The sequence below is a fragment of the Acinetobacter sp. CY17 genome, from assembly GCF_059515825.1.
Window position 1 is genome coordinate 1 of record NZ_JCAKMX010000031.1, and the last position, 23,729, is coordinate 23,729.

Genomic DNA, 23,729 nt, shown 5'->3' on the forward strand with positions numbered 1-23,729 from the left:
TGATCCTAGACAGTATCGTGGACAACAAATCCCTCTAAATTCTTAAAATATTTCTGTTCAAAGGCTTCTGGGCTTAACCAGCCGTTTGCGGAATGCCTTCTGACCCGATTGTAATAAATCTCAATATAGTCAAACAAGACTGTATTCGCTTCTTTTCGAGTGGCAAACACACTGCCATGGACCACATGACCTTTCAATGTATGAAAGAAGCTTTCGGTCACTGCATTATCCCAACAGTTTCCCCTGCGTGACATACTTTGAACGCAGTTATTCGTCAATAATAGCGCCCTAAAATCACGACTACAGTACTGTGAGCCTTGGTCCGAATGCACCATGACACCCATTGGATACCCCTGACGAGCCATTGCATAATGAAACGCATCACACACCAATTGACGGTCTATTCGATGGCTGGTTTGCCAGCCGACAATACGACGGCTGAATAGATCCAGCATCACACATAAATACAGCCAACCTTGCTTAGTACGGATATAGGTAATATCCGTTGTCCAGATCTTATTGGGTTCATTGACCGTAAATTGACGATCCAACAAGTTAGGCGCTGTAGGCAAACGATGGTTTGAATCAGTCGTATGCTTGTATTTACGTGCAATCCTGCTACGTAAACCAAGCTTTTTAAGCATTCTTCCAACGGTTCGTTCGCTCATGCTGTAACCTAAATCATGCATGTCATGTACCAATGAAGGTGCACCCAATCGTGCATGATGCTGCCAATATACGGCTTTTAAATCATTATATTTCTGCGCTGGATTGGTCTGGCGTTTTCGCCAGGCATAATAGCCTGAAGTGCTGACACCCAGGCATTGACAGGCAGAAGATACAGTGACTTCATTCACATCCAGATCTTGAATTACCGTGTACTTTTCTTGGCATGATCTGTCAGAAAGTACACATGCGCTTTTTTAAAGATGTCATTGGCTTCCCTGAGCTGTTTGACTTCTTTCTCTAATTCTAAGATCCGCTGTTGTTCTGGTGAAAGTTGACGTTTGCTTGAACCCACTGGATTGGCTTCACGAATCCATTTGTCTAAAGTTGAATAACCCACACCTAATTTCTGGGCGATTGCAGCTATAGGTTCGTGGGAGTTTGAAAGTGCATAATCAATCGCTTGCTGTTTAAATTCAGGACTAAAACGTTTAGCCATTTCTTGAATCTCCAAAGATTAAAGTTACGTTATCTTTAGAGGGACGTGCTGTCCATTATTTTGGCTAGGATCATATCTATGGAAATTCTTAATGCTGTTGATGCAGAGCAAACTGTTATAGCTACATTTAAAGAAAAATTTATAGGTGCATATCATGCTGTTCTTCCAAATCTACCTATGCTTATTTGGTCTTTGGCAATGACATTGATGGGGGCTGGATATTTTAGTAAAAGTGTACAGGAAACAGTTACAGCAGTTAAGGATGCTACGGGAGAGGTTGGAGAAAAGGCTGGTGAGTTATTGGAAGAAGGATTACGGGAACATCTAATTGAGTTAGTAGAAAATTACAATACGAATAAAAATGAATTGAAATATTTTAAAGACGCATTAGGTGAGTTAGTTAAAGATTTGGATAAGCCTTTAGTATTTATTGTTGATGAATTAGACAGGTGTAAGCCTGAATTCTCTATAAAATTGATAGAGCGCATCAAACATTTCTTTGATATTCCAAACATTGTTTTTGTAATCTCTACTAATAAAGCTCAGTTGGAGGAGTCAATAAATAGTTTCTATGGCTTCACTTCTACAAATAGTTATTTGGAAAAATTTATTGATTTAAACATTAAGTTTCCTAAAAGGGAAAGTAATAGTTATATCGAGGTAGTTCGTGAATACGTAAATAAGTATGGTTTAAGGTTAAATAATAAAGATATATTAATGTTATCTGAGATGTTTAATCTCAATTCAAGAGATTTAATTCGAATTTTACAAAAAATGGCTTTAATGGATAATCTTCCTCATACTGTTTCCTCGGTTATGGCTTTCTCTTATCTGGCTATGGAACAAAAATGTATTAGACCTAATAAACTAAGTGAAAAAGAGTTTTTAGATCATATTATAAATTTGTTAATTAGTTATGTGAAAAATCGATCAAGATACGGTTGGGGTGGATATGATTTTGATGATTTAGCAAGTTTTTCTAATAAGTATGGTGACCTTTTAGCTTCTAGTCATGATGGATCGGGTTTTCCTTTTTTGCTTAAATATTACTATCTAGAAAATACTAATGACCAACTTGATGCACAAGCTTTAGAAATGAAAAAAGGTTTGAAACAAAATCTATTTGCAAGCGGTAGCTATGGAGAGTCGGATATTATTAGAAGTTGGGATAACTATATAAACTCTGGTTTTATCATCAATTAAAGTTTGTTTGTATCACTATATGTATCATATAATTTTTAATAAATTATAAAATATATATAAATCAATGTCTTATGTGTTTAGTTCAATTGACGCCACCCACCAAATACCTAGCTGAATATAACTGAACATAGTGTTGTATAAAGCGGAAAGGCTTGATTCTAAAGGAATCAAGCCTTTTTTTATGTCTTATACCCGCCTTTTAAAAGTAATAGCGGCGGATGAGAAATGCTTGAATCAGCCACTTGAACATAAGGCAGGGCTTTAAGCTGATTCTTGTAAGCTTAAAGCCAGTGGAGCTAAACGGATCTCAGGATTAATCTTTTGCCAGTTTAAATCGCGTGGGTCTGCCAGCATCGGCCCTTGGGCTTTGGCAACTAAAATTGCGCCGCTCATGTGGGTAAAATCAGCGCGGAAATGTACCGAACTTTTTACCACAATGAGTGGATAGTCTTCAGGATCAACCTTAAAGATTCTAAACATCACGCGATCTAGGAGCTGAGCCTTATAGGAACTTACTGCAATATCAATCCCTTGATAAGACACTAAGATACTCTCGCCAATATCCACTGCCACACCATGCATCATAGGCCCTTGATAATGAAATTGACCTGTATGACGTGCTTTTAAAATAAACTCACCACATAGGGCAGGGTCGCCATTGCTGCTACCGCCAAGTTGGGCATAAAACCGTTCACCTATTGCAAGGTGACCAACGCTTTGTACGGTGTGAGGATCACAGATTAAACCCACTAATGCACGTTGTACTTTGGCTTTGACGAGGGCATGTAACATGCCTGTGGTGTTAGAATCACCGCCTGCACCGGGGTTGTCTTGGGTGTCGGCAATAACAATCGGTTTTTGCTGATCTTTAAACAGTTGTTGGGCTTGGGCAATCGCCACATCAGGGCTTAAAAATTCCATGTGCCAATTGGCTTCATGCGCCAGCAATTCACTTTGGCATTGCTGCATGGTGTGTTGCAGTTGCGGTAGCGATGCGCTATAGCCCCATAGCGTGCCGCCACAGTCATAAAAATCTGCCGCAGGAAAACCTGGGGTAAAGTTGAGTAGCACCCCAGTGTCTTGCTGTAACTGTTGTAAACGCTGAAAGGTACTTTTGGCAGGTTCTAAATCTGTACACTGCGCATTTAAAGCAATTAAAAATGGCAGTTTGTAGATGTCTTTATGTAGTTGTTTGCCTTTTAAAATTTCATCTAATAGCACAGCACAGCGTGCGCCTGTAACTGCCATATCAATATGTGGATAGGTCTGATAAGACAGCATTGCCGTGGCATGTTCAAACATTTGCTGAGTAACGTTGGCATGAAAATCTAAACTGGTGATGATGGGGATCTCTTGACCCACCACTGCACGAATACGGCGCAGTAATTCACCTTCGCCATCATCTAAATGTTCAGCCACCATAGCACCATGTAAATCAAGATAAATGGCATCCACTGGCTGGGCGATAATGCCCGCGATAATATCCTGACAGATACGTTCATAGGTCTGCTGCTCGACCTGTGCCGAAGGTGATGCACCTGCCCATAGAATCGGCTCAAGCTGATAACCCAACTGCTGGGCAGTTTGAATAAAACCGCCAATAGGAATATTGTGCTCGGCAAATGCGAACAGGTCTTGGGCATAGGTTAATCCCGGAAAGCCACCGCCATGAATAAAGTCATCATAGCGTGCCAGACTTGGGGAAAAAGTATTGGTTTCATGCTGAAAACCAGCAATAGCAATCGTTGGCATAGAATGATCCTTATGAAGTGGCGCGAACAGCCTGAGAAGTAGAAAGTGGTTTTTTTAAACGGAAGGCATACCAAAGCAACAAGGCGCCACAACCAAGTAATAAGGCAATACTGATCCAGCCCGCAACCAAGGATTGAGTGGTACTTTGGGCAAATGCCATAATATTTGGGCTAACAAAACCACCCAATAGCCCAATACTGTTGATCAGCGCAATGCCGCCAGCCGCAGCTGTGCCTGTTAAGTACTGCGCAGGAATTGACCAAAAAATGGTATAGGCAACAAACATAAATGCAGTGGCAAAACAAATTGCAATAAATGACAAGATAAAATGAGTACTCATAACCGAACTTAACAGACAGACTCCTGCCAAGAGCGTAGGTAAAATACTGTGCCATTTACGTTCTTGGTAACGGTCGGAACGTCGTGCTACAAGGTTCATCAAAATCGCGCTAAGTAAATAAGGGATGGCCACCAACCAGCCAATGCTGGTTAAGCTTTCTACGCCGCTGCTTTTAAGTAAAGACGGTAACCAAAACCCGACTGCATAAATCCCGCTAATGATGCTGAAATAACCCAAAGCCATAAAATAAATCCATGGATCTTTAAGGACAGTTTTAAAACCTTGATGCGTCTGCGTTGCTTGATGTAATTGAATTTCTTGTTGCAATAATTTTTTCTCATCAAGGCTTAACCATTTGGCATCTTGTGGACGATCAACCAAATAAAAATACGCCATCACTCCTAATAGCACCGTAGGCAAACCTTCAAGTAAAAATAACCATTGCCAACCCGCCATATGATAAATGTCATGCATATGGGTCATAATTTGTGTGGACAAAGGTGCCCCCAACATTCCACCTAGGGGCGCAGCCAACATGACAATCGCCATGACGCGTGCCATACGAGCACCCGAATACCAATAGGTCAGATAAAAAATTAAACCTGGGGCAAAACCTGCTTCAAATACGCCCAGCAAAAAGCGCAAAATGTAGAACATGGTTGGAGTCGTCACAAATAACATCGACATTGAAGTCAGACCCCACAGCACCATAATGCGCATAAAAGTTTTACGCGCCCCAATCTTGCTAAAATACAAGTTGGTGGGAACTTCAAACAGCACGTAGCCTAAAAAGAAAATACCTGCAGCCATGCCATAAATAGCATCACTAAAGCCTAAATCTTGCTGCATTTGTAATTTGGCAAACCCGATATTAATACGGTCTAAATAGGCAAAAAAATAACACAGCAATAAAAATGGCAATAAGCGCCAACTAATTTTTTGATACATCCGATCGAGTTGTTGTTCTCGCATGAGCAAACTCCTGTTGCTTATTGTTATTTTTCCTTAGAGATGAGTTTAAGCAGCTTGAGCACTTGATAACAATGCAGCTTTTTATTGATAATGATGCTTTAAAAGCATCAATAATAAGTACAAACCTATGCAAAAACACACGCTGCCTTTAGCAGGGATTAATGAAAAAAGACTGCGTTATTTTTATAATGTGATGCTGTTAGGTTCGATTCGTAAAACTGCCGACTTACTTAATATCGAACAATCTGCCATTAGCCGCCAAATCCAACTTCTTGAAGCCCAGCTACAAACCCAGCTGTTTGAACGCCGTGGTCGTAATGTTGTGCCCACAGAAGCTGCCTATATCGTCTTAGAGTATTTTGAGGAAAATCAAAAACGTGAATTAGCATTATTTGAGCAATTGGCACAGCTTAAATCGGCACAGTTAGCCAAAGTCAATTTGGTCTCGAGTGAAAGTTACTTACAAGATTTAATTTATGATGTGCTTAAACATATGCATGCCACTTATCCAAATGTGCAGTTGCAACTGGAATTAATGAGCGTGCAGGATGTGATTCGGCAGGTAACGGAAGGTTTAGCGCATATTGGGTTGGCCTATAATCCACCGTTGCATCCTGAAATTAAAGTGATTGCGGAACGCGAAGAGCCCTTTATTTTAGCTGTGCCTAAAGGTCATCCATTAACCTTACAGCAAGGAGCGGTATCTTTGGCGCAGACTTTAAATTATAAATTTGCGGTGATGTCGGTGGGGCATGGTTTTCGCCAGTTATTAGATGCTGAATTAGTACGTTTAAATTTGGGTTTAAATATTGCCTTAACCACCAACTCTATTACCGCACTTAAAAATTATGTGATTGCAGGGCATGGTATTTCTGCCATGCGTTATGCTGATATTGGGGTTGCGGTAGAAGCGGGTCTGGTCGATGTACTAGAAATTGATTCCAGCACCTTTCAACAAGCCAAAACGCAGTTATTAATGCGTAAAGGTGCCATAATTTCAGATTCACATCGCGTTTTACTGGATCGTATTCGGGCCAGTTTTAATTTACGCTAATGTTTAAATCGGCCCATAACAAATGCTGTTATTTAACAAGGCGCTCAAGCTCTTGCCCAGTCCAATATTCTTCACGCCAAAAAGCATAATTATCAAACTCGCCATGTTTTTGTGGGCCAACATCCATGCCTTGAGACGTGTGTACATGAAACTTGGTGAGATGAATGCGCTCACGTAAATAAGGTGATGGCGCAAACATATCATCAACTAACATAATGATATTAATCCATGAACCTACAGTTCTATCTTTTACAGAATGAATATCTGAAAATATATTATCAATCCAGTTGAGTAAACTACCTCGGGGAAGTAAACCCTGGCCAGATTGTTCACTTAATTCATTATAAGGATCTAGGCTTAAACTATAAAAATGCGTATTAGGATGATGTTGCAACCAAGGTGCAATTGTGGACTCGAGGCTTCTTAGCGGTGCAGCTGCTCCCATATAGACGATGTTTTTGACATTTAAATCGGGATACTTTGACAAGGCTTGATTCACCATCAAAGTGCCCATCGAGTGACCAATTAAGTTAATCTGAATTGCAGCCAGTTTCTGACCTTTCGTATCTTGATCAGTGGTGTGTACAGATGCAAGATTTTGTTGAGCAATGGCTAAAGCGGGGTTAGAGCTTAATTCTCGAAAAAACTTGGCTATCGCAGTTTCAAAATGATGACCTTGTTTAAGGGGGTGCTGTGGTTGCAGCTCTTGTGTTAATAATTGGTTGATTGAATAAGGGCTAGTAAAGATCAAATCGGTTCTACGTAGCATAGAATCCCAAGCACCTTTACCAAAACCATCAATAATGGGAGTAGTCACGGTTTTTGTTATGATTTTAACCGGCAAGAGTGGATCAACCTGAATCGACTGATGGATCAATTCAGGTTGATGAATATTCAGTCCTGTTGCCTTTAAACGACCAATCAATTGTGGATAGGCTTGTTGCACTTCTTGCGTATAGAGCTTACGAACTGAGGAGGCTTTTTTTATTTCACGTAGATAAGCACTCGGTGCTTTTAATATTGAACGGGTTAAATCTTGCGCTAAAACGACAGGGATACTCGGAATGGCCTTAGCTGGGTTACTTTCACCTTTACGAATACGAAACAGATGATCGCTATAGTTGGTATAAGCACCCGAATTCCAGCTAATAAATACCGGATAATGACATTGTTTTAGCATAGTTTTAATAAATTGATCTGGTCTTTCATTAGCATCACGCAGAAAATTTAATCCACCATGAATAAAAATAGTCAGAGTGAATTTATCTTTACATTGAGTACTATCTGATTTAACCAAAATTTCATCGGTTATATGATCAATATATTTGATTTCATCTTGTTTAGACACATGACTCTTATTTGGCCGCGTATCCCAAGGATTTAATAATGCACCATCATGATCAATATATAAAAGATGAGCTGCATTACGATGCTGTAGAATTTTATCAATATGCATTTCTTGTGATTTAGCTGTACTTATTGAAGAAAAGAGTAAAAATGCAGTAAACAATATTATTTTTTTTAAAGAATATAAGCACATTATAAATAGCCTTTTTATTATTTTATTTTTAGATTAATTGATATAAGTATAAATTCCAAGTTTGCTTTATTTATTACTTGATTATGCATAAAAAATCCCACTCAAAGAGCGGGATTTTTACAGTAAAATTGAAAAAAATCTTACCAGCTTAACGCACCACCAGTTTGGTAATCCGTTACGCGAGTTTCAAAGAAGTTTTTCTCTTTACGTAAGTCCATCATTTCTGACATCCACTGGAATGGGTTATTCACACCAGCAAATTGTTCAGGTAAACCGAGTTGGTTTAAACGACGGTTACAGATGAATTTTAAGTATTCTTCCATCATTGCCGCGTTCATGCCAAGTACGCCGCGTGGCATGGTATCTTTAGCATATTCGATTTCAAGCATGGTGCCTTCAAGAATCATTTGAACGATTTCTTGTTGGAATTCAGCTGTCCATAAATGCGGATTCTCGTTCTTGATTTGGTTAATCATGTCGATACCAAAATTCAAGTGCATAGACTCATCACGTAAGATGTATTGGAATTGCTCAGCAACACCATTCATCTTGTTACGACGACCCATCGATAAAATTTGCGAGAAACCACAGTAGAAGAAGATACCTTCTAAGACACAGTAGAACGCGATCAAGTTGCGTAGCAAGATTTGGTCGTTTTCAGGTGTACCCGTTTGGAAGGTAGGATCGGTTAAAGACTGGGTATATTTAAGACCCCATGCCGCTTTACGTGCTACAGATGGCACTTCGCGGTACATGTTAAATACTTCGCCTTCATCCATACCTAATGATTCGATACAGTATTGGTAAGCGTGGGTATGAATTGCTTCTTCAAACGCTTGACGCAATAAGTATTGACGGCATTCAGGGTTGGTAATGTGACGGTAGATCGCAAGGACTAGGTTATTTGCTACCAATGAATCGGCAGTCGAGAAGAAACCAAGTGAACGCATCACAATAGTACGTTCGTCTTCGGTTAAGCCATCTTCAGATTTCCACAATGCGATATCGTGGTTCATGTTAACTTCTTGTGGCATCCAGTGGTTAGCACAACCGTCTAGATATTTTTGCCACGCCCACTCGTACTTAAATGGTACAAGTTGGTTTAAATCCGCACGGCAGTTGATCATGGCTTTGTCATCAACTTGAACACGCTGCGCACCCATCTCAAGTTCTTCAAGACCTGGTGCTGCATCTAAATTATTTAGGGCGTGAGATGCTCTTGCCAGTGGATCGGTTGAATCTGCTGCGGCTCCGCTATAGGTTGTAGCGGGTTGTGCAGTTGCCACATGCGTCTGTGGTTGCTTTGCATCAGATACCACTTGCGAATGAGCCGCTTTTTGCGGTTCGACGGGCGCAGGCTGCTGTTCAGGTGCAGTCGGTTTTTGCGAATCATCTTCGAAATCGTCCCAACTCAGGATAGACATAGTATGTACTCTTCGTTGCGTTATATCTGGTTTAGACATCTCAACTAAGATGTCTTCACTATACGCTTATATTGTGTAAGCAAAATTAAGTTTTGCTGATATAGGGCATTTTTTGTATCAAAAATGCTAAATCCTTCAACACGACTTATTTTACTTACGCTTCTGTTTGCGCTGTTTAATGAAAAAATACGCTACAGGGACGTAAAATAAAACTGCAAAGGAAATAATCAGGGCAGCAAGTCCTAACATATAGTTGGGGGTCATTGTTTCCATGAAAATTTCCTTTGGACTTATTGTTTAATAACTATTGTGCATTTATTACATGCAATAGTATTTACATTATTTTGTTCTCCCAAGTCCAAAGTTGGACTTGAAGAGAGCGATTGTGAAACAGCAATAACTATCACGGTTAAAAGTGATGCGGATTTATTGTTAGGCATATTCTTGTACTCACAATATGCTCAACTATCACATTAATAATATTAAGTAAGGATAGCTGAGCGGTTGCAACAAACTATCACTACAAACTAATGTGTAAATCCTATGAGTCACTGACAAGCCTCACAATCTGGATTGTCAATTGAACATGCTTGTGGCACTGGTGCTGCATTTGCAAAACCATCTTCTTCTACAGAAGCAGCAGGTGTTGCTTCAACTGGCGCGGAAACTGGTGCAGCAGCATTCGGTGCAATCGTCGATTTCACAGCGTTTAATGCGCCAGTATTAATCGTCGATTTCTCAGCAGAAGTCGCACCTAATGCACGTAGGTAGTAAGTGGTTTTTAGACCACGTAACCAAGCCATCTTATACGTGATGTCCAGTTTCTTACCGTTTGCACCAGAGATGTACAAGTTCAGTGATTGCGCTTGGTCAATCCACTTTTGACGACGTGATGCAGCATCAACGATCCAACGTGGTTCAACTTCAAAGGCAGTCGCGAAGATTGCTTTTAACTCTTCTGGGATACGGGCAATTTTTTGTACCGAACCTTCGAAGTGTTTAAGATCATTCACCATCACAGAATCCCAAAGACCGCGATCTTTTAACGCACGTACTAAGTACGGGTTGATCACTGTGAATTCACCTGACAGGTTAGATTTCACATATAAGTTTTGGAATGTTGGTTCAATTGATTGCGAAACGCCACAAATGTTTGAAATGGTTGCAGTTGGTGCAATTGCCATTACGTTTGAGTTACGCATACCGTCTTTTTGAACTTTGGCACGTAATGTGTCCCAATCCAAACGCTGTGTACGGTCAACTTCAAACATGCCTTCAGGACGTGTTTTCGCGACTAGGTTGAGTGAGTCAATTGGTAAAATACCTTGATCCCAGAGTGAACCTTTAAAGGTTTCGTAAGTACCACGTTCAAGTGCTAAATCGCTAGAGGTTTGAATCGCGTAGTACGAAATCACTTCCATTGATTCATCAGCAAAGTTTACAGCCGCGTCAGAACCATACGCCATACCCATTTCATATAGTGCATCTTGGAAGCCCATGATACCCATACCGACAGGGCGGTGTTTAAGGTTTGAATTACGCGCTTGTGGTACTGCGTAGTAGTTGATGTCAATCACGTTGTCTAACATACGAACTGCTGTTTTTACAGTGCGCGCTAGTTTTTCGCGATCTAACACACCACCTTGCACGTGTTGTACTAAGTTAATTGAACCTAAGTTACATACCGCGATTTCGTCTTGGTTGGTATTTAGGGTAATTTCAGTACATAAGTTCGATGAGTGAACTACGCCTACGTGTTGCTGTGGTGAACGTAAGTTACATACGTCTTTGAATGTGATCCACGGGTGACCTGTTTCAAATAGCATAGACAACATTTTGCGCCATAAGTCTTTCGCACGAATGACTTTATGCAGCATGTTGTTTTCTTTAGCAATGCCTTCGTAGTAAGCATAACGTTCAGCGAATTCAGCACCTGTTAAGTCGTGTAGATCAGGTGTTTCAGATGGCGTGAATAGCGTCCACTCTTTGTCTTCAATCACACGTTGCATGAACAAATCTGGAACCCAGTTGGCTGTGTTCATGTCATGGGTACGACGACGGTCATCACCTGTGTTTTTACGAAGCTCTAGGAATTCTTCGATGTCCAAATGCCAAGTTTCAAGGTATGCACAGACTGCACCTTTACGCTTACCACCTTGGTTGACTGCAACTGCGGTATCGTTAGCCACTTTTAGGAATGGCACCACACCTTGTGATTTACCATTAGTGCCTTTGATGTATGAGTTCAGCGCACGTACTGGGGTCCAGTCGTTACCTAAACCACCAGCCCATTTAGACAACATGGCGTTATCACGCATTGCGCCATAGATGTTGTACAGGTCATCAGCAATAGTGGTTAAGTAGCAGCTTGATAACTGTGGACGTAGCGTACCTGAGTTAAATAGCGTTGGTGTAGACGCCATATAATCAAAGCTAGAGAGTAAGTTATAGAACTCAATTGCACGCTCTTCACGGTTTTCTTCGTTTAGGCTTAAGCCCATCGAAACACGCATAAAGAACAATTGCGGTAATTCAAAACGTACGCCATCTGAGTGGATGAAGTAACGGTCAAATAAAGTTTGTAAACCTAAGTAGGTAAATTGGTTAGAGCGTTCTGGTTTGATCGCTGCTGCCAATTTTGCAAGGTCAAAGTTAAGCAGTTCAGGAGATAAAAGCTCAAGCTCGATCCCTTTGTTTAAGAACGTCTCAAGCGCATCACCTTCATTGGTATCTGTTGCTAAACCTAAAAACTCAAGACCAGTTGCCACTAAGTTGTCACGTAGTAGACGCGCAGTCACATACGTGTAGTTTGGCTCTTGTTCAATACGGGTACGGGTTGCCATCATCATAGTGGTTGAGATGTCAGACTCTTTGACGCCGTTGTATAGGTTTTTAACGGTTTCATCCACAATCGCTTGAATGTCAATGCCTTCTAGGCCTTGGGCAGCAGTTGCGATGGTTGCTGTTAAAGCGCTTAAATCCAGCGGCTTTAACTGACCGTTTTGGTCTAAAATTTGTAGAGTTGGATGATGATTCGCGTTTAACTGTTTACGTGCTTCAGCACGTTGTTCACGATAAATCACGTAAGCACGCGCAACCTTTTGCTCGCCAGTACGCATAAGTGCCAGTTCAACTTGATCTTGAATCTCTTCAATATGAATCGTACCGCCTGAAGGTAAACGACGTTTAAACGTGTTCAGTACCATTTCAGTTAATTGTTCAATACGATCATGAATGCGGCTTGATTCAGCACTTGGCTGGCCTTCAACGGCTAAGAATGCTTTGCCAATGGCAACTGAAATTTTTTCAGCATCAAAAGCGGCAACTTCACCAGTGCGTTTAATCACTTGAAGTTGACCGGGGGTCGCTGTGGTTACGCTCATTGCATCAACTCTTTATTTGTTTATTAACCAATAAGTTTGGAGTGAGCATATCTAGGGATAACTAGACAATACTGGTCCCAAGTGTTTTACGGGATAAACACAAGACTTAGTGGTTTCAATTGGGATTGGGCACAAGATACGGGAAAATCTGTAGTAGATCAATATTGACATTTTAGAAAAGTTTTTGATTCAAACTTCTGTCAAAAAAATAAAAAAAGGCAGACTTTATCTTTAAGCCTTGCCCCGTGAGGCATAGCATAGCAAAGCTTGGCAAAAGAGAATATAGATAAAGTTGTGGATAACTACAAAAGCGCCAAATTTAATTTTTGTTAAGCAAAAAACCTGCACTGACTGCCTAAAAAATAACAAGCTCAGCACACGCAGCTGCATTCAGTGGCATAGACTATTATTTAGAATTATAAAAATATAACAATTTGCTACTTTGATGTATCAGTTTGGTGAATGAGCTCTTGTTTACAATGTAAACGTGTGTATATTGCAACTTATATTTAAGCGTATCTATTGGATTTTTAAGGGATACGTCAAGTTAATAAAGGGGCATTGTCCATGAGCCAAGAAGAAAAGTTACCTAAAATTTTAATTGTTGAAGATGACGAACGTCTTGCACGCTTAACGCAAGAATATTTAATCCGTAATGGTCTTGAAGTTGGGGTAGAAACCGACGGTAACCGTGCGATCCGTCGTATTATTGCTGAACAACCCGATTTAGTGGTGTTAGACGTGATGTTACCCGGCGCAGATGGTTTAACCATTTGCCGTGAAGTGCGTCCCCACTATCATCAGCCGATTTTAATGCTAACTGCGCGTACTGAAGATATGGATCAAGTCTTAGGCCTAGAAATGGGTGCTGATGATTATGTCGCAAAACCGGTACAGCCGCGTGTACTGTTGGCGCGTATTCGTGCTTTATTACGCCGTACTGACAAAGTTGCTGAAGATGAAGTGGCACAGCGTATTGAGTTTGATGACCTTGTGATTGACAACGGTGGTCGTTCAGTGACCCTAAATGGTGAATTGGTCGATTTTACCAGCGCTGAATATGATCTTCTGTGGTTATTGGCGTCTAATGCTGGTCGTATTTTATCGCGTGAAGACATTTTTGAGCGTCTACGTGGTATCGAATATGACGGTCAAGACCGTTCGATTGACGTGCGTATCTCGCGTATCCGTCCAAAAATTGGCGATGATCCGGAAAATCCAAAACGTATTAAAACCGTACGTAGTAAAGGTTACTTATTTGTAAAAGAAACCAACGGTATTTAAGCGTTTTTTATCCCCTTGCTATAGGACAAGCCTTAGGTGTTTAAACACAGTATTTTTTTGCGGATTTATGCTGGACTTTTGATTTTGATGGTGCTTGTCGCCTGTTCAGGTTATGTGCTCACCCAAGTCATCAATTATCAACGAGCACAAGAATACCGTGAATCACTGACCGATGGTATGGCTTACATCATTAGTGAGGGGATTGCACGTCAATCCAATCAGCAACAAAAAGAAGATTGGATCTCGGATGCCTCAAACTTGTTGGGGCTACCGATTTTTTATATTCGTGCTGATCAAGTGTCGTTGTCACGTGCGGAAAATCGCCGCATTGCCGAACAAAAGGCAGTGGTGCGTTATGAGGCGGAAAATTCCATTGCCTATGTGGTGATGGGCATTAAAGATGATCCAGATCATTACCTGTATGCGCAGATTGATGAAATTACCGAACAGCAAATGAAATTTTTGCCGGTCTTCATTCAAGATTATTTGGCATATTATTCAGGGCAAGAAGCCAAATACTTGGCCAATATTCAAGATCACTTTTCTTATCCAGTCAGTATTCAAAATCTACGCGATTTATCTTTAGACTCAGAACAACTCAGTCGTTTACGTTTGGGCAATGGCATTATTGTCTATAAAGATAATGCCTCCATTCGTGGCACCACCATTTCAATTATCAGCCCTTTAGAGCGTGATCCAACCCAAGCCATTGTGATTGGGCCAGTACCGCTATTTAATTGGATGCCATTTGAGCTGGCTGCAGGGGTGACTTTACTCAGCTTATTTATTCTGAGTTTAGGCGTTTATGGTCTCATGATTCCAATGCAACGCAAGATTCGTGAAGTGAATCGTGCCTTGGACCAAATTCAGGGTGGTGATTTATCGGTGCGTTTACCTGTGGATGGGACTGATGAGCTCGCTAATCTAGCCACCAGTTATAACAACATGGCAGAGCATATTCAGCGTTTAATTGAAGCGCAGCGTGAACTGATGCGTGCAGTATCGCATGAACTACGTACCCCTGTGGCACGGATTCGTTTTGCTTTAGAAATGTTGGTTGATGAAGACGACTACGAATATCGTCAGCAGCAAATGGAGATGATTGATAAAGACATTGAGGCCTTAAACACCTTAATTGATGAAATTATGACCTATGCCAAGCTCGAACAAGGCATGCCGTCTTTAGACTTTGAACAAGTGGCTTTATTTGAAGTACTCGATCAAGTACTGATTGAAACTGAAGCCCTAAAAACTGGTAAAACTTTAGAGTTACAGGCACCGCCAATTACGTTAATGGTTGAAACTGAGCGGCGCTATTTACACCGTGTCATTCAAAACTTAGTGGGTAATGCAGTGCGTTATGCCGACACTAAAGTACTGATGAGTGGGGGTTTAAATGAACAAGGTTTTGCCTATATTTGTGTCGAAGATGATGGCCCTGGTATTCCAGAAGCTGAACGCGAACGCATTTTTGAAGCCTTTGCTCGTTTAGATGACAGCCGTACCCGTGCTTCAGGGGGATATGGTTTAGGTTTATCTATTGTCAGTCGTATTGCCTACTGGTTTGGTGGAAAAGTATCGATTGATCAAAGTCCATTATTGGGTGGGGCGCGTTTTACCATGACTTGGCCAGCCAAACGTTTAACTAAAAAGAAATAAAAAAGCCCGCATGTTGCGGGCTTTTTGGTTCAAACAAGGATTACTTGGTGGCTTCTTTATATAAGCGATCTGCTTCGTCAAAGCGCGCAGTAATTTCAGCAGTTGGCGCTTTGCCCATGAGGCTCACCACAACAATGGCAATGGCTGAACAGATAAAGCCTGGAATGATTTCATAGACGCCAGTATCACCCCAAACATTTTTCCATACAATCACCATCACCGCACCCACGATCATGCCAGCTAAGGCACCATTGCGTGTCATACGACGCCAGAACAAGGACAAGATGATTAGTGGACCAAATGCTGCACCAAAACCTGCCCATGCATAGGCCACTAAGCCCAGTACTTTAGATTCAGGATTACCCGCCATCCAAATCGCAAGTAATGCAATCATCAGTACCATGATACGACCCACCCAGACTAATTCGTTTTGGCTAGCATTTTTGCGTAGCAACGATTTATAGAAATCTTCAGTTAAGGTACTTGAGCAGACTAAAAGCTGACAGCTTAGTGTACTCATGACAGCGGCTAAAATAGCAGCCAGTACCACACCTGCAATCCATGGATTGAATAAAATTTTAGTCAATTCCATAAACACAGTTTCAGGGTTGGCATTCACCACACTGGCCAATTCTGGATGCGCTTGGAAATAAGCAATACCAAAGAAGCCCGCAGCCACCGCACCGCCTAAACATAAAATCATCCATGTCATACCAATACGGCGGGCATTTGGAATCGATTTAACCGAATCAGCCGCCATAAAGCGCACTAAAATATGCGGTTGACCAAAATAACCTAAGCCCCATGCCAGTAATGACATAATTGCCACAAAGCTTAAATTACCTATTAGGTCAGTGGCCTGTGGACGTGCTGCTTCTAAAGCTAAGCTCACTTGTGACAGATCTGAGAAAGTCATTAAGGTCACAACAGGGGTTAAGATCAAAGCAAAGATCATTAAGCCCGCTTGGAAGGTATCTGTCCAAGACACCGCCAAGAAACCGCCAATAAACACGTAGCTAATGGTAGCAATGGCACTAATCCACAGCGCGGTGCTATACGACATATCAAACATGCTTTCGAATAAGCGCGCACCAGCGACCATGCCCGAAGCACAGTAAATGGCAAAGAAAATTAAAATTACAAATGCCGAAACAATACGTAAAACTTTCTTTTGGTCGTTAAAACGGTTGGAAAAATAATCTGGCAAGGTGAGGGCGTTATGCTGCACTTCGGTATGTACCCGTAAACGACCTGCGACCAACAGCCAATTGAGCCATGCACCAATAATCAGACCAATCGCGATCCACATTTCAGACAGGCCAGAGAGATAAATAGCGCCAGGTAAACCCATGAGTAACCAACCGCTCATATCCGATGCGCCAGCAGATAGGGCAGTGACAAAACTGCCTAAGCGACGACCGCCTAAGATATAGTCAGAAAAGTTAGCAGTGGCGCGATAAGCCATCAGGCCAATCGCGACCATGGCGACAATATAGAATAAAAAAGTAATAAGAGTGGGATTCAGGGAGCTCATACATGATCCATTTTTCAAGTTGGACAGTTGATCAAAAGCGGTTACAGACGCTGTTGCCGCCTTGCTTCATTCCTGACCACAAGTCCGAATTTTTTCAAAAATAAACGCGAAATTTAACCATAATTTTGAATCTATTGCTGAGGTTTTCATGCACAGTATAAAAATAGACAGCATTGCTGCTGTCTATGTTGTTAAAAAGAATTGAATTTTAGCGGTTTTGACCCATAACACCGCGGATGGTATTGAGTACATCGGCAGGTAAAACTACAGTTTTGGCATTATTAGATTTGGCCATCTCTTGCATGGCTTTAACGTATTGCTCACCCAATAAATAAGCGACAGGAATTTCTTTATCACCAACTGCTGAGGACACCATAGTAATGGCTTTTTGTGATGCTTCTGCTAACACCACTTGTGCTTCGGCATCACGACGTGAGGCTTCTAAACGACCATCGGCTTCTAAAATCGCGGCTTGCTTTTCACCATCAGCTTTGGTCACGGTGGCACGGCGTTGACGTTCTGCCGCCGCTTGTTCTTCCATGGCTGCTTGCATGGTGTTTGAGGGTTTAATATCTTGGATTTCAACTGTTTTTAAGGTGATACCCCAATCCGAAATATCATCTGAAATCGCAGTTTTAAGCTTGGCTTTAATATGGTCGCGTGAAGACAGCGCATCATCTAAATCCATTTCGCCCACGATCGAGCGCAATGAGGTTTGTACTAAATTTTGAATGGCCCATGAATAGTTTTCGATGCCATAAACGGCTTTTTCAGGTGTGGTTAAATTAATATACGCCACCGCATTCATCAGTAACACCGCGTTATCACGGGTAATCACTTCTTGCGATGGGATATCTAAGACAATATCTTTGGTGGTGACTTTATAGGCCACTTCATCGACATAAGGAATGACGAAGTTTAATCCTGGTTGCAAAGTGGTGTGATATTTACCTAAACGTTGCACAATCCACTTATAGCCTTGCGGCACAATACGTACGCCCTTAAAAATGGTGATGGCAACAAAGGCCAAGAGGGCTAATCCAATAATACTACTCACTGGCATAAATTTAATCTCGTTGTTGTTGTGATGTGTGTGGCTCAACCAATAGGTCATTGCCTAAAATGTCCACGACACGAACTCGGTCGCCAACCTTGACGGCATTTAAGCTCCGACATTGCCATTCATCTGCGCCTAACACCGGCACAGAAAAACGTACTTTAATATGTTCATGCTCGAGATGGTTTTCAATCACCATCCCAATTTGTCCAATGGTGGCTTCACGCGATAAACCCGCTTTGGTTTTATCAATCGACAGCGGTTTAATCAGTTTAAACCACGCCACTGTAGATAAAATTGACAGCAGCACCCAAATCACAATTTGTAAAGTGCTGCTCATGCTGGGGAAAAGCCAATATAACAGGCTTACCACTAAGGCCGCGACACCAAACCATAGTGCAGCAAAAGAGGGTAAAATTAATTCTGCTAAAATGAGCATGACACCTAATACAACCCAGTGCCATGGTTCTAAGACCCACATGGCAGTATCCTATGTTGCGAAGAACTTTGACTGTAACATAAGTGTAGAAATGATTAAAATTAACTGCAGCGCATATAACAAGCCCACGCTGAAGGTTTTACATCTATTGCCTACGCACTATTTTTTTTGCAAAGGTTTAGCTAAACGCTCAGGGTGTTTGGCTGAAATTTTATCGCGATATAAAGCCAATATATGTTTTAGGTCAGCATCATAATCACCTGTTGCTTCAAATGCGCCTAAGCAATAAATGATTTTTTGTGCATAATCTAAGGCAAACATGACAATGGGCACCTCTGCACCCAACGCAATACGATAAAAGCCACTTCTAAACTCAGTTGCGTTATGTCGCGTGCCTTCTGGGGTCATACCAATCCAAATTTGCTCACGGTTACGTAATTCATGAATGGCTTGCTGGGTTAAACCTTGCGAAGCATCTCGTTTGACTGGGATGACATCGAGCCAATTGAGCAGCGGTTTGAGTGGGGTATTAAATAAACTGGCTTTGGCAAAGATATGAATTTTAAGATCTATGGCCACCACAAAGTTAAAGCCATACCAGCCATCTAAGTTTGAAGTATGCGGCATAACAATCGCCACCGCTTTGGGCAAATTGGGAAAATCACCTTGAAATTTCCAGCCTTGTGCTAAATACAATTGCTTAAAAAACTTTTGACTGAAGGTACCTTGGCGTCTAGGTACTTGATTCGGTAAAAGTGGCAATGTGGACATTAGCAATCCTTAATTGAGTTACAACATAAATAGTTTAGGCTTTTCAGCTAAAAAATATAGCGGCAAAATGTGTTTACTATTTTTATGCCCAAATTTCATCCATATGCCACAAATTTATCTGCTTTTATTTTGTTTGTATTGGGCACAAGGTTTACCTGTGGGCTTTATGACCCATGCCTTGCCAGTGATTTTACGGGCTGAAGGTGTGTCTTTAGCGCATATTGGTGGCTTTGGTCTGCTTATGCTGCCATGGTCGATCAAAGTGTTTTGGGCAGCTTTTATAGATCGCTACGCCACATACCGGACTTGGATTATTCCACTGCAATTGCTCATGGTGGGCTGTTTGGTGGCGCTGTCTTTTTTACCTATTCATGCGCTTGATCAGCCAGAGTATTTAATCGGTTTTTTTGTATTGTTGTTGCTTATGAACTTTGCTGCTGCCACGCAAGACATTGCCAGCGATGGTTTAGCAGTTACTCATCTTAAAACGCAAAGCCAACATTGGGGCAATACCTTACAAGTGCTTGGCTCACGTTTGGGTTTTATTGTCGGTGGTGGTGCGTTGTTATGGTTACTTGAGACATGGCAATGGCAAGCGACCTTTTTAATGCTGGCTGGGTTCGTTGCACTCAATAGTCTGCCGATTTTATTGGCAAGGCGTGGACAATCGCTAAAACAGCCACAGCAACCATTACCCAAACAGGGCTTAAAAAGCTATGTGGCCTATTTTAAATCAAAGCCTGAGTTATGGGCATGGCTTGGGGTGTTGCTGAGTTTTAAAATTGCTGATGGCCTAGCCGGCCCAATGCTTAAGCCTTTAATGGTCGATCTAGGCTTAAGCTTTCAACAGATCGGGCTTTATATTACGGGTTTAGGGGCTATAGCAGCCTTAATGGGGGCAGGACTGGCAGGTCTATTGTTAAAATTTTTAGCCCGTGATCAAGCTTTAATCCTATTTTCAATAGTTAAAATTGTAAGCTTAATGGCTTATGTGTGGTTGGCAGGCCAATATGAGCAACAGCAGCAGGTTAGTGTATGGCTGATTTATAGCATTAATGCTGTTGAAGACGCCAGCTCCAGTATGCTGTTAGTGGTGATGCTCACTTTAATTATGCAATACAGCCGTCAAGCATGGGCAGGCACAGACTTTACTTTGCAAGTGGCGATTATGGCGACGATCAGTGGCGGCTTATATGTGCTCAGTGGTGTTGCCGCAGACATGCTTGGTTATGCCAGATATTTAAGCCTTATTAGTATGATTGCGATGTTGTCTTTGTATCCAATCTACCGCTGGAAAAAACGTCTATCTGGCTAATAATTACTCTAACTCATTCAAATCTATATGAAATTTAAATTTTAGCCATTTTTATTATCACTGAGCCATGTAAGATGCCCGCCTTAATTGGAACAAGGATCTCTCATGAAAACCAAATTGGCTGCCTTAGTTGCCCTTTCAACTTTAACAGTATCAGCTGTAGCTGCGCCAACCTTCTATGGCGAAATTGATTTAAGTATCGACTATTTAAAACAAGATAATGCCAACGGTCGTGCTCGTGATGTGACTGAGCTCAGTTCAAATAACTCATTTATTGGCTTAAAAGGCGACCAAAAACTTAATGAACGTTTAAGCGCACTCTATCAAGCTGAATTTACCTTTTATGGTGATGATGGTCAAAGCGGTAGCGGTGATAGCTTTGTACCGCGTAACTTATTCATTGGTTTAAAAGATCAAACCTTAGGTACAGTGAAACTGGGTAAAATTGATACCCCTGTTAAACAGCTTTCGGCTCAAGTTGATAGCTTTAACAACGCTGTAGAAAATAATGCCGATATTCACGGCATGATGGCCGGTGAAACTCGTATTGATAACAGCCTAGTCTATGAAGCACCGAGTTTTAAACTGGGTCAAGGTCAAGTAGAAGCCAAACTACAATTGGCAACAGGTGAAGGTGAACAGCGTATTAAAGCCAGCAAAGGTGGGTATAGTGTCGCTGGCCGTGGCTTAGGTGATTCTTGGTCATCCTCTGTAGTCTATAGCGACAAAACTTTTGTTGCAGGTCTGGGTTATGACAAAGCCATGCCGAGCCGTTTTTTAAGTCGTGGTTTTTTAAATGCTCAGATGAAAGAGGTACAGGCAGACACCAATGTAATTGCGGCAGCAGATAACTTACGTGCCATTGGCCGTGTGAACTTGGACAACGGTTTATCGCTACGTGCTTTATATCAGGTGTCTGAAACTGCCGATGTCACAGCAGGTGAAAAACTGGCGCAAGACGTCACAGTACAAAATATTGATGATGCCAAAGCATGGCTATTGGGCGCAGAATATAAGCTAGCCCATGCCAAAGCCTGGACGCTTAAAGCACAGTACAGCCAAAACACGCTGAGCTTTAAGGATGCCACGCCTGACTATGACATGCAGCAAATCTTGGCAGGCGTAGATTATGCTTGGTCTAAACAAGTCAAAGTCTATGCTCATGCGGGCTATTTAACTATTGAACAAGCTGCACAGGAAGATCAACAAGTCTTATTAGGTACAGGCTTAGAATACAAATTCTAAGTGATAAAAAGGCGCACGCTGCGCCTTTTTTAGTTTGACGCAAAGCATAGTCATAATTTGCGCTAAGCTTTGCGGCGGGTGCATGTTAGATTAGCCTTTATTTGTGGCTGTTTTATATGCAGATTCAGGCGGTTTTATTTGATTTAGACAACACCTTAACCCATCGTGATCAAAGTGTGCAGGCCTATAGCCGTCAGTTGATGGCACATTATCAAAATAATATACAACCCGATGCTTTGCATAGTGTGATTAACATTATACGTCGCATTGATAATGGCGGTTATCCTCAAAAAGAATTGCTCACGCATCCAAGTATTGCCGCCTCGGTTGGCTATGCTTTACTGCAACAACTCAGTTGGCAGCAGCGCCCCAGTGTAGAGGAGCTAACCGAGTTTTGGTTCAGTCAGTTTGGGCGTTGTGCGGTGGCAATGTCGGGGGCTGAACAATTATTACAACAACTTAAACAGCAAAACTTTAAATTGGGAATCATTTCCAATGGTGGGCAGCAAAGTCGTGTAAATATTTTACAAGGTTTGGGGTTTTTAGATTATTTTGATGTGGTGCATAGCTCAGAGCTGATTGGTATTGCGAAGCCTCAGCCAGACATTTTTTTACATACCGCAGCGCATTTAAATCTAGCACCTGAACAGTGCTTATTTATTGGTGATCATCCGATAAATGATATTTATGGGGCACAAGCGGCGGGGATGCCTGCGCTGTGGTTACAAGGTTTTCATCCCAGCCCACAGTTGCTTGATGTACCAAAAATCACCCAGTTGGATGAAGTTTGGCTCTATTTATCAGTATAAACTTTCTTTGCAATTGGCAGATGCAGCGATGCAGCGTGAGATTGGCACGCATCATTTAATGTAAAATTTTCTCTAAAAAATGCTGCGCGCGTTCACTGCGCTGTGTGGTAAAGAACTCATCTTTTGAGCAATCTTCAATGATTTTACCTTGATCCATAAAAATCACTCGATGTGCCACTTGGCGCGCAAAGCCCATTTCGTGGGTCACGCACATCATAGTCATGCCTTCTTTGGCCAGCTCCACCATCACATCTAACACTTCATTGATCATTTCTGGATCAAGGGCTGAGGTCGGTTCATCAAACAGCATGGCAATTGGGTCCATACTTAAAGCACGGGCAATCGCGACGCGTTGTTGTTGCCCCCCTGAGAGTTCGGCCGGATATTTCTTGGCATGCTGGCTTAAGCCGACACGATCTAAATAAGCCAAGCCTTTTTTGTTGGCTTCAGCTTGTGAGCGACCTAAGACTTTAATTTGAGCAATGGTTAAATTATCTTGAATACTTAAATGGGGGAACAGTTCAAAGTGCTGAAACACCATGCCCACGCGGCTGCGCAGTTGAGTTAAGTTGGTTTTAGGATCTTTTAAACGTAGCCCATCGACGACAATATCGCCTTGTTGAAATGGCTCTAAGCCGTTGACGGTTTTAATGAGTGTCGATTTGCCTGAACCTGAAGGGCCACAGACCACCACCACTTCACCTTGGCGAATTTTCGTGTTGCAATCGGTCAGCACTTGGAAATCACCATACCATTTGCTGATGTTTTGAATATCAATCATGA

General features: G+C 41.7%; 19 protein-coding genes. 7 read left to right on the forward strand and 12 right to left on the reverse strand.

From position 1 onward, the window contains the following. Positions 1-5: 5 nt before the first annotated feature. A protein-coding gene (locus tag AC5YCI_RS14905; protein WP_496175269.1) for an IS3 family transposase occupies positions 6-1,165 on the reverse strand; the annotation gives its coding sequence in 2 pieces (ribosomal slippage) (positions 6-919 and positions 919-1,165; 1,161 coding nt in all). A 78-nt stretch (positions 1,166-1,243) separates the two neighbouring features. Between AC5YCI_RS14905 and AC5YCI_RS14910 the strand changes: the two genes are divergently transcribed. Next, positions 1,244-2,368 carry a KAP family P-loop NTPase fold protein gene (locus AC5YCI_RS14910; RefSeq protein WP_496175819.1) on the forward strand — a complete coding sequence of 375 codons (1,125 nt, stop codon included), beginning with the start codon at positions 1,244-1,246 and terminating at the stop codon, positions 2,366-2,368. A 261-nt stretch (positions 2,369-2,629) separates the two neighbouring features. Here AC5YCI_RS14910 and AC5YCI_RS14915 read toward each other — a convergent pair whose 3' ends face one another. Further along, positions 2,630-4,120 carry a M81 family metallopeptidase gene (locus AC5YCI_RS14915; protein ID WP_496130839.1) on the reverse strand — a complete coding sequence of 497 codons (1,491 nt, stop codon included), beginning with the start codon at positions 4,118-4,120 and terminating at the stop codon, positions 2,630-2,632. A gap of 10 nt (positions 4,121-4,130) precedes the next feature. After that, on the reverse strand, positions 4,131-5,432 hold the full coding sequence (locus AC5YCI_RS14920; RefSeq protein ID WP_496130838.1) for an MFS transporter: 1,302 nt from the start codon (positions 5,430-5,432) through the stop codon (positions 4,131-4,133). A gap of 127 nt (positions 5,433-5,559) precedes the next feature. Here AC5YCI_RS14920 and AC5YCI_RS14925 point away from each other — a divergent pair, with 127 nt between their 5' ends. Next, positions 5,560-6,486: a LysR family transcriptional regulator gene (locus tag AC5YCI_RS14925; RefSeq protein WP_496130837.1), complete on the forward strand. Its 927-nt coding sequence runs from the start codon at positions 5,560-5,562 to the stop codon at positions 6,484-6,486. A gap of 28 nt (positions 6,487-6,514) precedes the next feature. Here the strand turns inward: AC5YCI_RS14925 and AC5YCI_RS14930 are convergent, their stop codons facing one another. The 4 genes from AC5YCI_RS14930 to AC5YCI_RS14945 all read right to left on the reverse strand — a co-directional run bounded on the left by AC5YCI_RS14930 (position 6,515) and on the right by AC5YCI_RS14945 (position 12,833). Continuing rightward, positions 6,515-7,942 (reverse strand): alpha/beta fold hydrolase, encoded by a 1,428-nt coding sequence (locus tag AC5YCI_RS14930; protein ID WP_496175820.1) that lies wholly within the window; start codon positions 7,940-7,942, stop codon positions 6,515-6,517. A gap of 224 nt (positions 7,943-8,166) precedes the next feature. After that, positions 8,167-9,450, reverse strand: a complete 1,284-nt coding sequence (locus AC5YCI_RS14935; protein WP_496130734.1) for a ribonucleotide-diphosphate reductase subunit beta — start codon at positions 9,448-9,450, stop codon at positions 8,167-8,169. Between the two features lie 150 nt (positions 9,451-9,600). Continuing rightward, the gene (locus AC5YCI_RS14940; protein ID WP_496130735.1) at positions 9,601-9,723 is read right to left on the reverse strand and encodes a hypothetical protein; all 123 of its coding nucleotides are present in this window, start codon (positions 9,721-9,723) and stop codon (positions 9,601-9,603) included. Between the two features lie 275 nt (positions 9,724-9,998). Beyond that, on the reverse strand, positions 9,999-12,833 hold the full coding sequence (locus AC5YCI_RS14945; RefSeq protein WP_496130736.1) for a ribonucleoside-diphosphate reductase subunit alpha: 2,835 nt from the start codon (positions 12,831-12,833) through the stop codon (positions 9,999-10,001). Positions 12,834-13,400: 567 nt separating this feature from the next. Between AC5YCI_RS14945 and bfmR the strand changes: the two genes are divergently transcribed. Further along, complete coding sequence (bfmR, locus tag AC5YCI_RS14950) at positions 13,401-14,117, forward strand: response regulator transcription factor BfmR (protein ID WP_496130737.1); 717 nt, start codon at positions 13,401-13,403, stop codon at positions 14,115-14,117. A 36-nt stretch (positions 14,118-14,153) separates the two neighbouring features. Beyond that, positions 14,154-15,776 (forward strand): ATP-binding protein, encoded by a 1,623-nt coding sequence (locus tag AC5YCI_RS14955; RefSeq protein WP_496130738.1) that lies wholly within the window; start codon positions 14,154-14,156, stop codon positions 15,774-15,776. Between the two features lie 40 nt (positions 15,777-15,816). On the opposite strand, the gene putP is transcribed toward AC5YCI_RS14955, so the two are convergent. From putP to AC5YCI_RS14975, 4 genes are all read right to left on the reverse strand, one after another. After that, the gene (gene putP, locus AC5YCI_RS14960; protein WP_496130739.1) at positions 15,817-17,310 is read right to left on the reverse strand and encodes a sodium/proline symporter PutP; all 1,494 of its coding nucleotides are present in this window, start codon (positions 17,308-17,310) and stop codon (positions 15,817-15,819) included. A 208-nt stretch (positions 17,311-17,518) separates the two neighbouring features. Then, positions 17,519-18,373 carry an SPFH domain-containing protein gene (locus AC5YCI_RS14965; RefSeq protein WP_496130750.1) on the reverse strand — a complete coding sequence of 285 codons (855 nt, stop codon included), beginning with the start codon at positions 18,371-18,373 and terminating at the stop codon, positions 17,519-17,521. A gap of 4 nt (positions 18,374-18,377) precedes the next feature. Then, positions 18,378-18,848: an NfeD family protein gene (locus tag AC5YCI_RS14970; protein WP_496130740.1), complete on the reverse strand. Its 471-nt coding sequence runs from the start codon at positions 18,846-18,848 to the stop codon at positions 18,378-18,380. Between the two features lie 117 nt (positions 18,849-18,965). Further along, positions 18,966-19,577 carry a 1-acyl-sn-glycerol-3-phosphate acyltransferase gene (locus tag AC5YCI_RS14975; protein ID WP_496175821.1) on the reverse strand — a complete coding sequence of 204 codons (612 nt, stop codon included), beginning with the start codon at positions 19,575-19,577 and terminating at the stop codon, positions 18,966-18,968. Positions 19,578-19,680: 103 nt separating this feature from the next. Here AC5YCI_RS14975 and AC5YCI_RS14980 point away from each other — a divergent pair, with 103 nt between their 5' ends. From AC5YCI_RS14980 to AC5YCI_RS14990, 3 genes are all read left to right on the forward strand, one after another. Further along, positions 19,681-20,892: an MFS transporter gene (locus tag AC5YCI_RS14980; RefSeq protein WP_496130742.1), complete on the forward strand. Its 1,212-nt coding sequence runs from the start codon at positions 19,681-19,683 to the stop codon at positions 20,890-20,892. Positions 20,893-20,997: 105 nt separating this feature from the next. Next, entirely contained in the window at positions 20,998-22,137 is a 1,140-nt protein-coding gene (locus tag AC5YCI_RS14985; protein ID WP_496130743.1) for a porin, read from the forward strand. 116 nt (positions 22,138-22,253) lie between these two features. Continuing rightward, the gene (locus AC5YCI_RS14990) at positions 22,254-22,946 is read left to right on the forward strand and encodes an HAD family hydrolase (RefSeq protein ID WP_496130744.1); all 693 of its coding nucleotides are present in this window, start codon (positions 22,254-22,256) and stop codon (positions 22,944-22,946) included. A gap of 55 nt (positions 22,947-23,001) precedes the next feature. On the opposite strand, the gene AC5YCI_RS14995 is transcribed toward AC5YCI_RS14990, so the two are convergent. Further along, positions 23,002-23,727: an amino acid ABC transporter ATP-binding protein gene (locus AC5YCI_RS14995; protein ID WP_496130751.1), complete on the reverse strand. Its 726-nt coding sequence runs from the start codon at positions 23,725-23,727 to the stop codon at positions 23,002-23,004. Positions 23,728-23,729 lie beyond the last annotated feature (2 nt).

Excerpts from the sequence above, each read along its gene's own strand:
- AC5YCI_RS14975 (WP_496175821.1), bottom strand. The coding sequence starts at position 19,577 with ATGTCCACATTGCCACTTTTACCGAATCAAGTACCTAGACGCCAAGGT.
- AC5YCI_RS14995 (WP_496130751.1), bottom strand. The coding sequence starts at position 23,727 with ATGATTGATATTCAAAACATCAGCAAATGGTATGGTGATTTCCAAGTG.
- AC5YCI_RS14935 (WP_496130734.1), bottom strand. The coding sequence starts at position 9,450 with ATGTCTATCCTGAGTTGGGACGATTTCGAAGATGATTCGCAAAAACCG.
- AC5YCI_RS14925 (WP_496130837.1), top strand. The coding sequence starts at position 5,560 with ATGCAAAAACACACGCTGCCTTTAGCAGGGATTAATGAAAAAAGACTG.
- AC5YCI_RS14945 (WP_496130736.1), bottom strand. The coding sequence starts at position 12,833 with ATGAGCGTAACCACAGCGACCCCCGGTCAACTTCAAGTGATTAAACGC.
- AC5YCI_RS14985 (WP_496130743.1), top strand. The coding sequence starts at position 20,998 with ATGAAAACCAAATTGGCTGCCTTAGTTGCCCTTTCAACTTTAACAGTA.
- AC5YCI_RS14980 (WP_496130742.1), top strand. The coding sequence starts at position 19,681 with ATGCCACAAATTTATCTGCTTTTATTTTGTTTGTATTGGGCACAAGGT.
- AC5YCI_RS14990 (WP_496130744.1), top strand. The coding sequence starts at position 22,254 with ATGCAGATTCAGGCGGTTTTATTTGATTTAGACAACACCTTAACCCAT.
- AC5YCI_RS14930 (WP_496175820.1), bottom strand. The coding sequence starts at position 7,942 with ATGCATATTGATAAAATTCTACAGCATCGTAATGCAGCTCATCTTTTA.
- putP (WP_496130739.1), bottom strand. The coding sequence starts at position 17,310 with ATGAGCTCCCTGAATCCCACTCTTATTACTTTTTTATTCTATATTGTC.
- AC5YCI_RS14970 (WP_496130740.1), bottom strand. The coding sequence starts at position 18,848 with ATGTGGGTCTTAGAACCATGGCACTGGGTTGTATTAGGTGTCATGCTC.
- AC5YCI_RS14965 (WP_496130750.1), bottom strand. The coding sequence starts at position 18,373 with ATGCCAGTGAGTAGTATTATTGGATTAGCCCTCTTGGCCTTTGTTGCC.
- AC5YCI_RS14920 (WP_496130838.1), bottom strand. The coding sequence starts at position 5,432 with ATGCGAGAACAACAACTCGATCGGATGTATCAAAAAATTAGTTGGCGC.
- AC5YCI_RS14910 (WP_496175819.1), top strand. The coding sequence starts at position 1,244 with ATGGAAATTCTTAATGCTGTTGATGCAGAGCAAACTGTTATAGCTACA.
- bfmR (WP_496130737.1), top strand. The coding sequence starts at position 13,401 with ATGAGCCAAGAAGAAAAGTTACCTAAAATTTTAATTGTTGAAGATGAC.
- AC5YCI_RS14940 (WP_496130735.1), bottom strand. The coding sequence starts at position 9,723 with ATGGAAACAATGACCCCCAACTATATGTTAGGACTTGCTGCCCTGATT.
- AC5YCI_RS14915 (WP_496130839.1), bottom strand. The coding sequence starts at position 4,120 with ATGCCAACGATTGCTATTGCTGGTTTTCAGCATGAAACCAATACTTTT.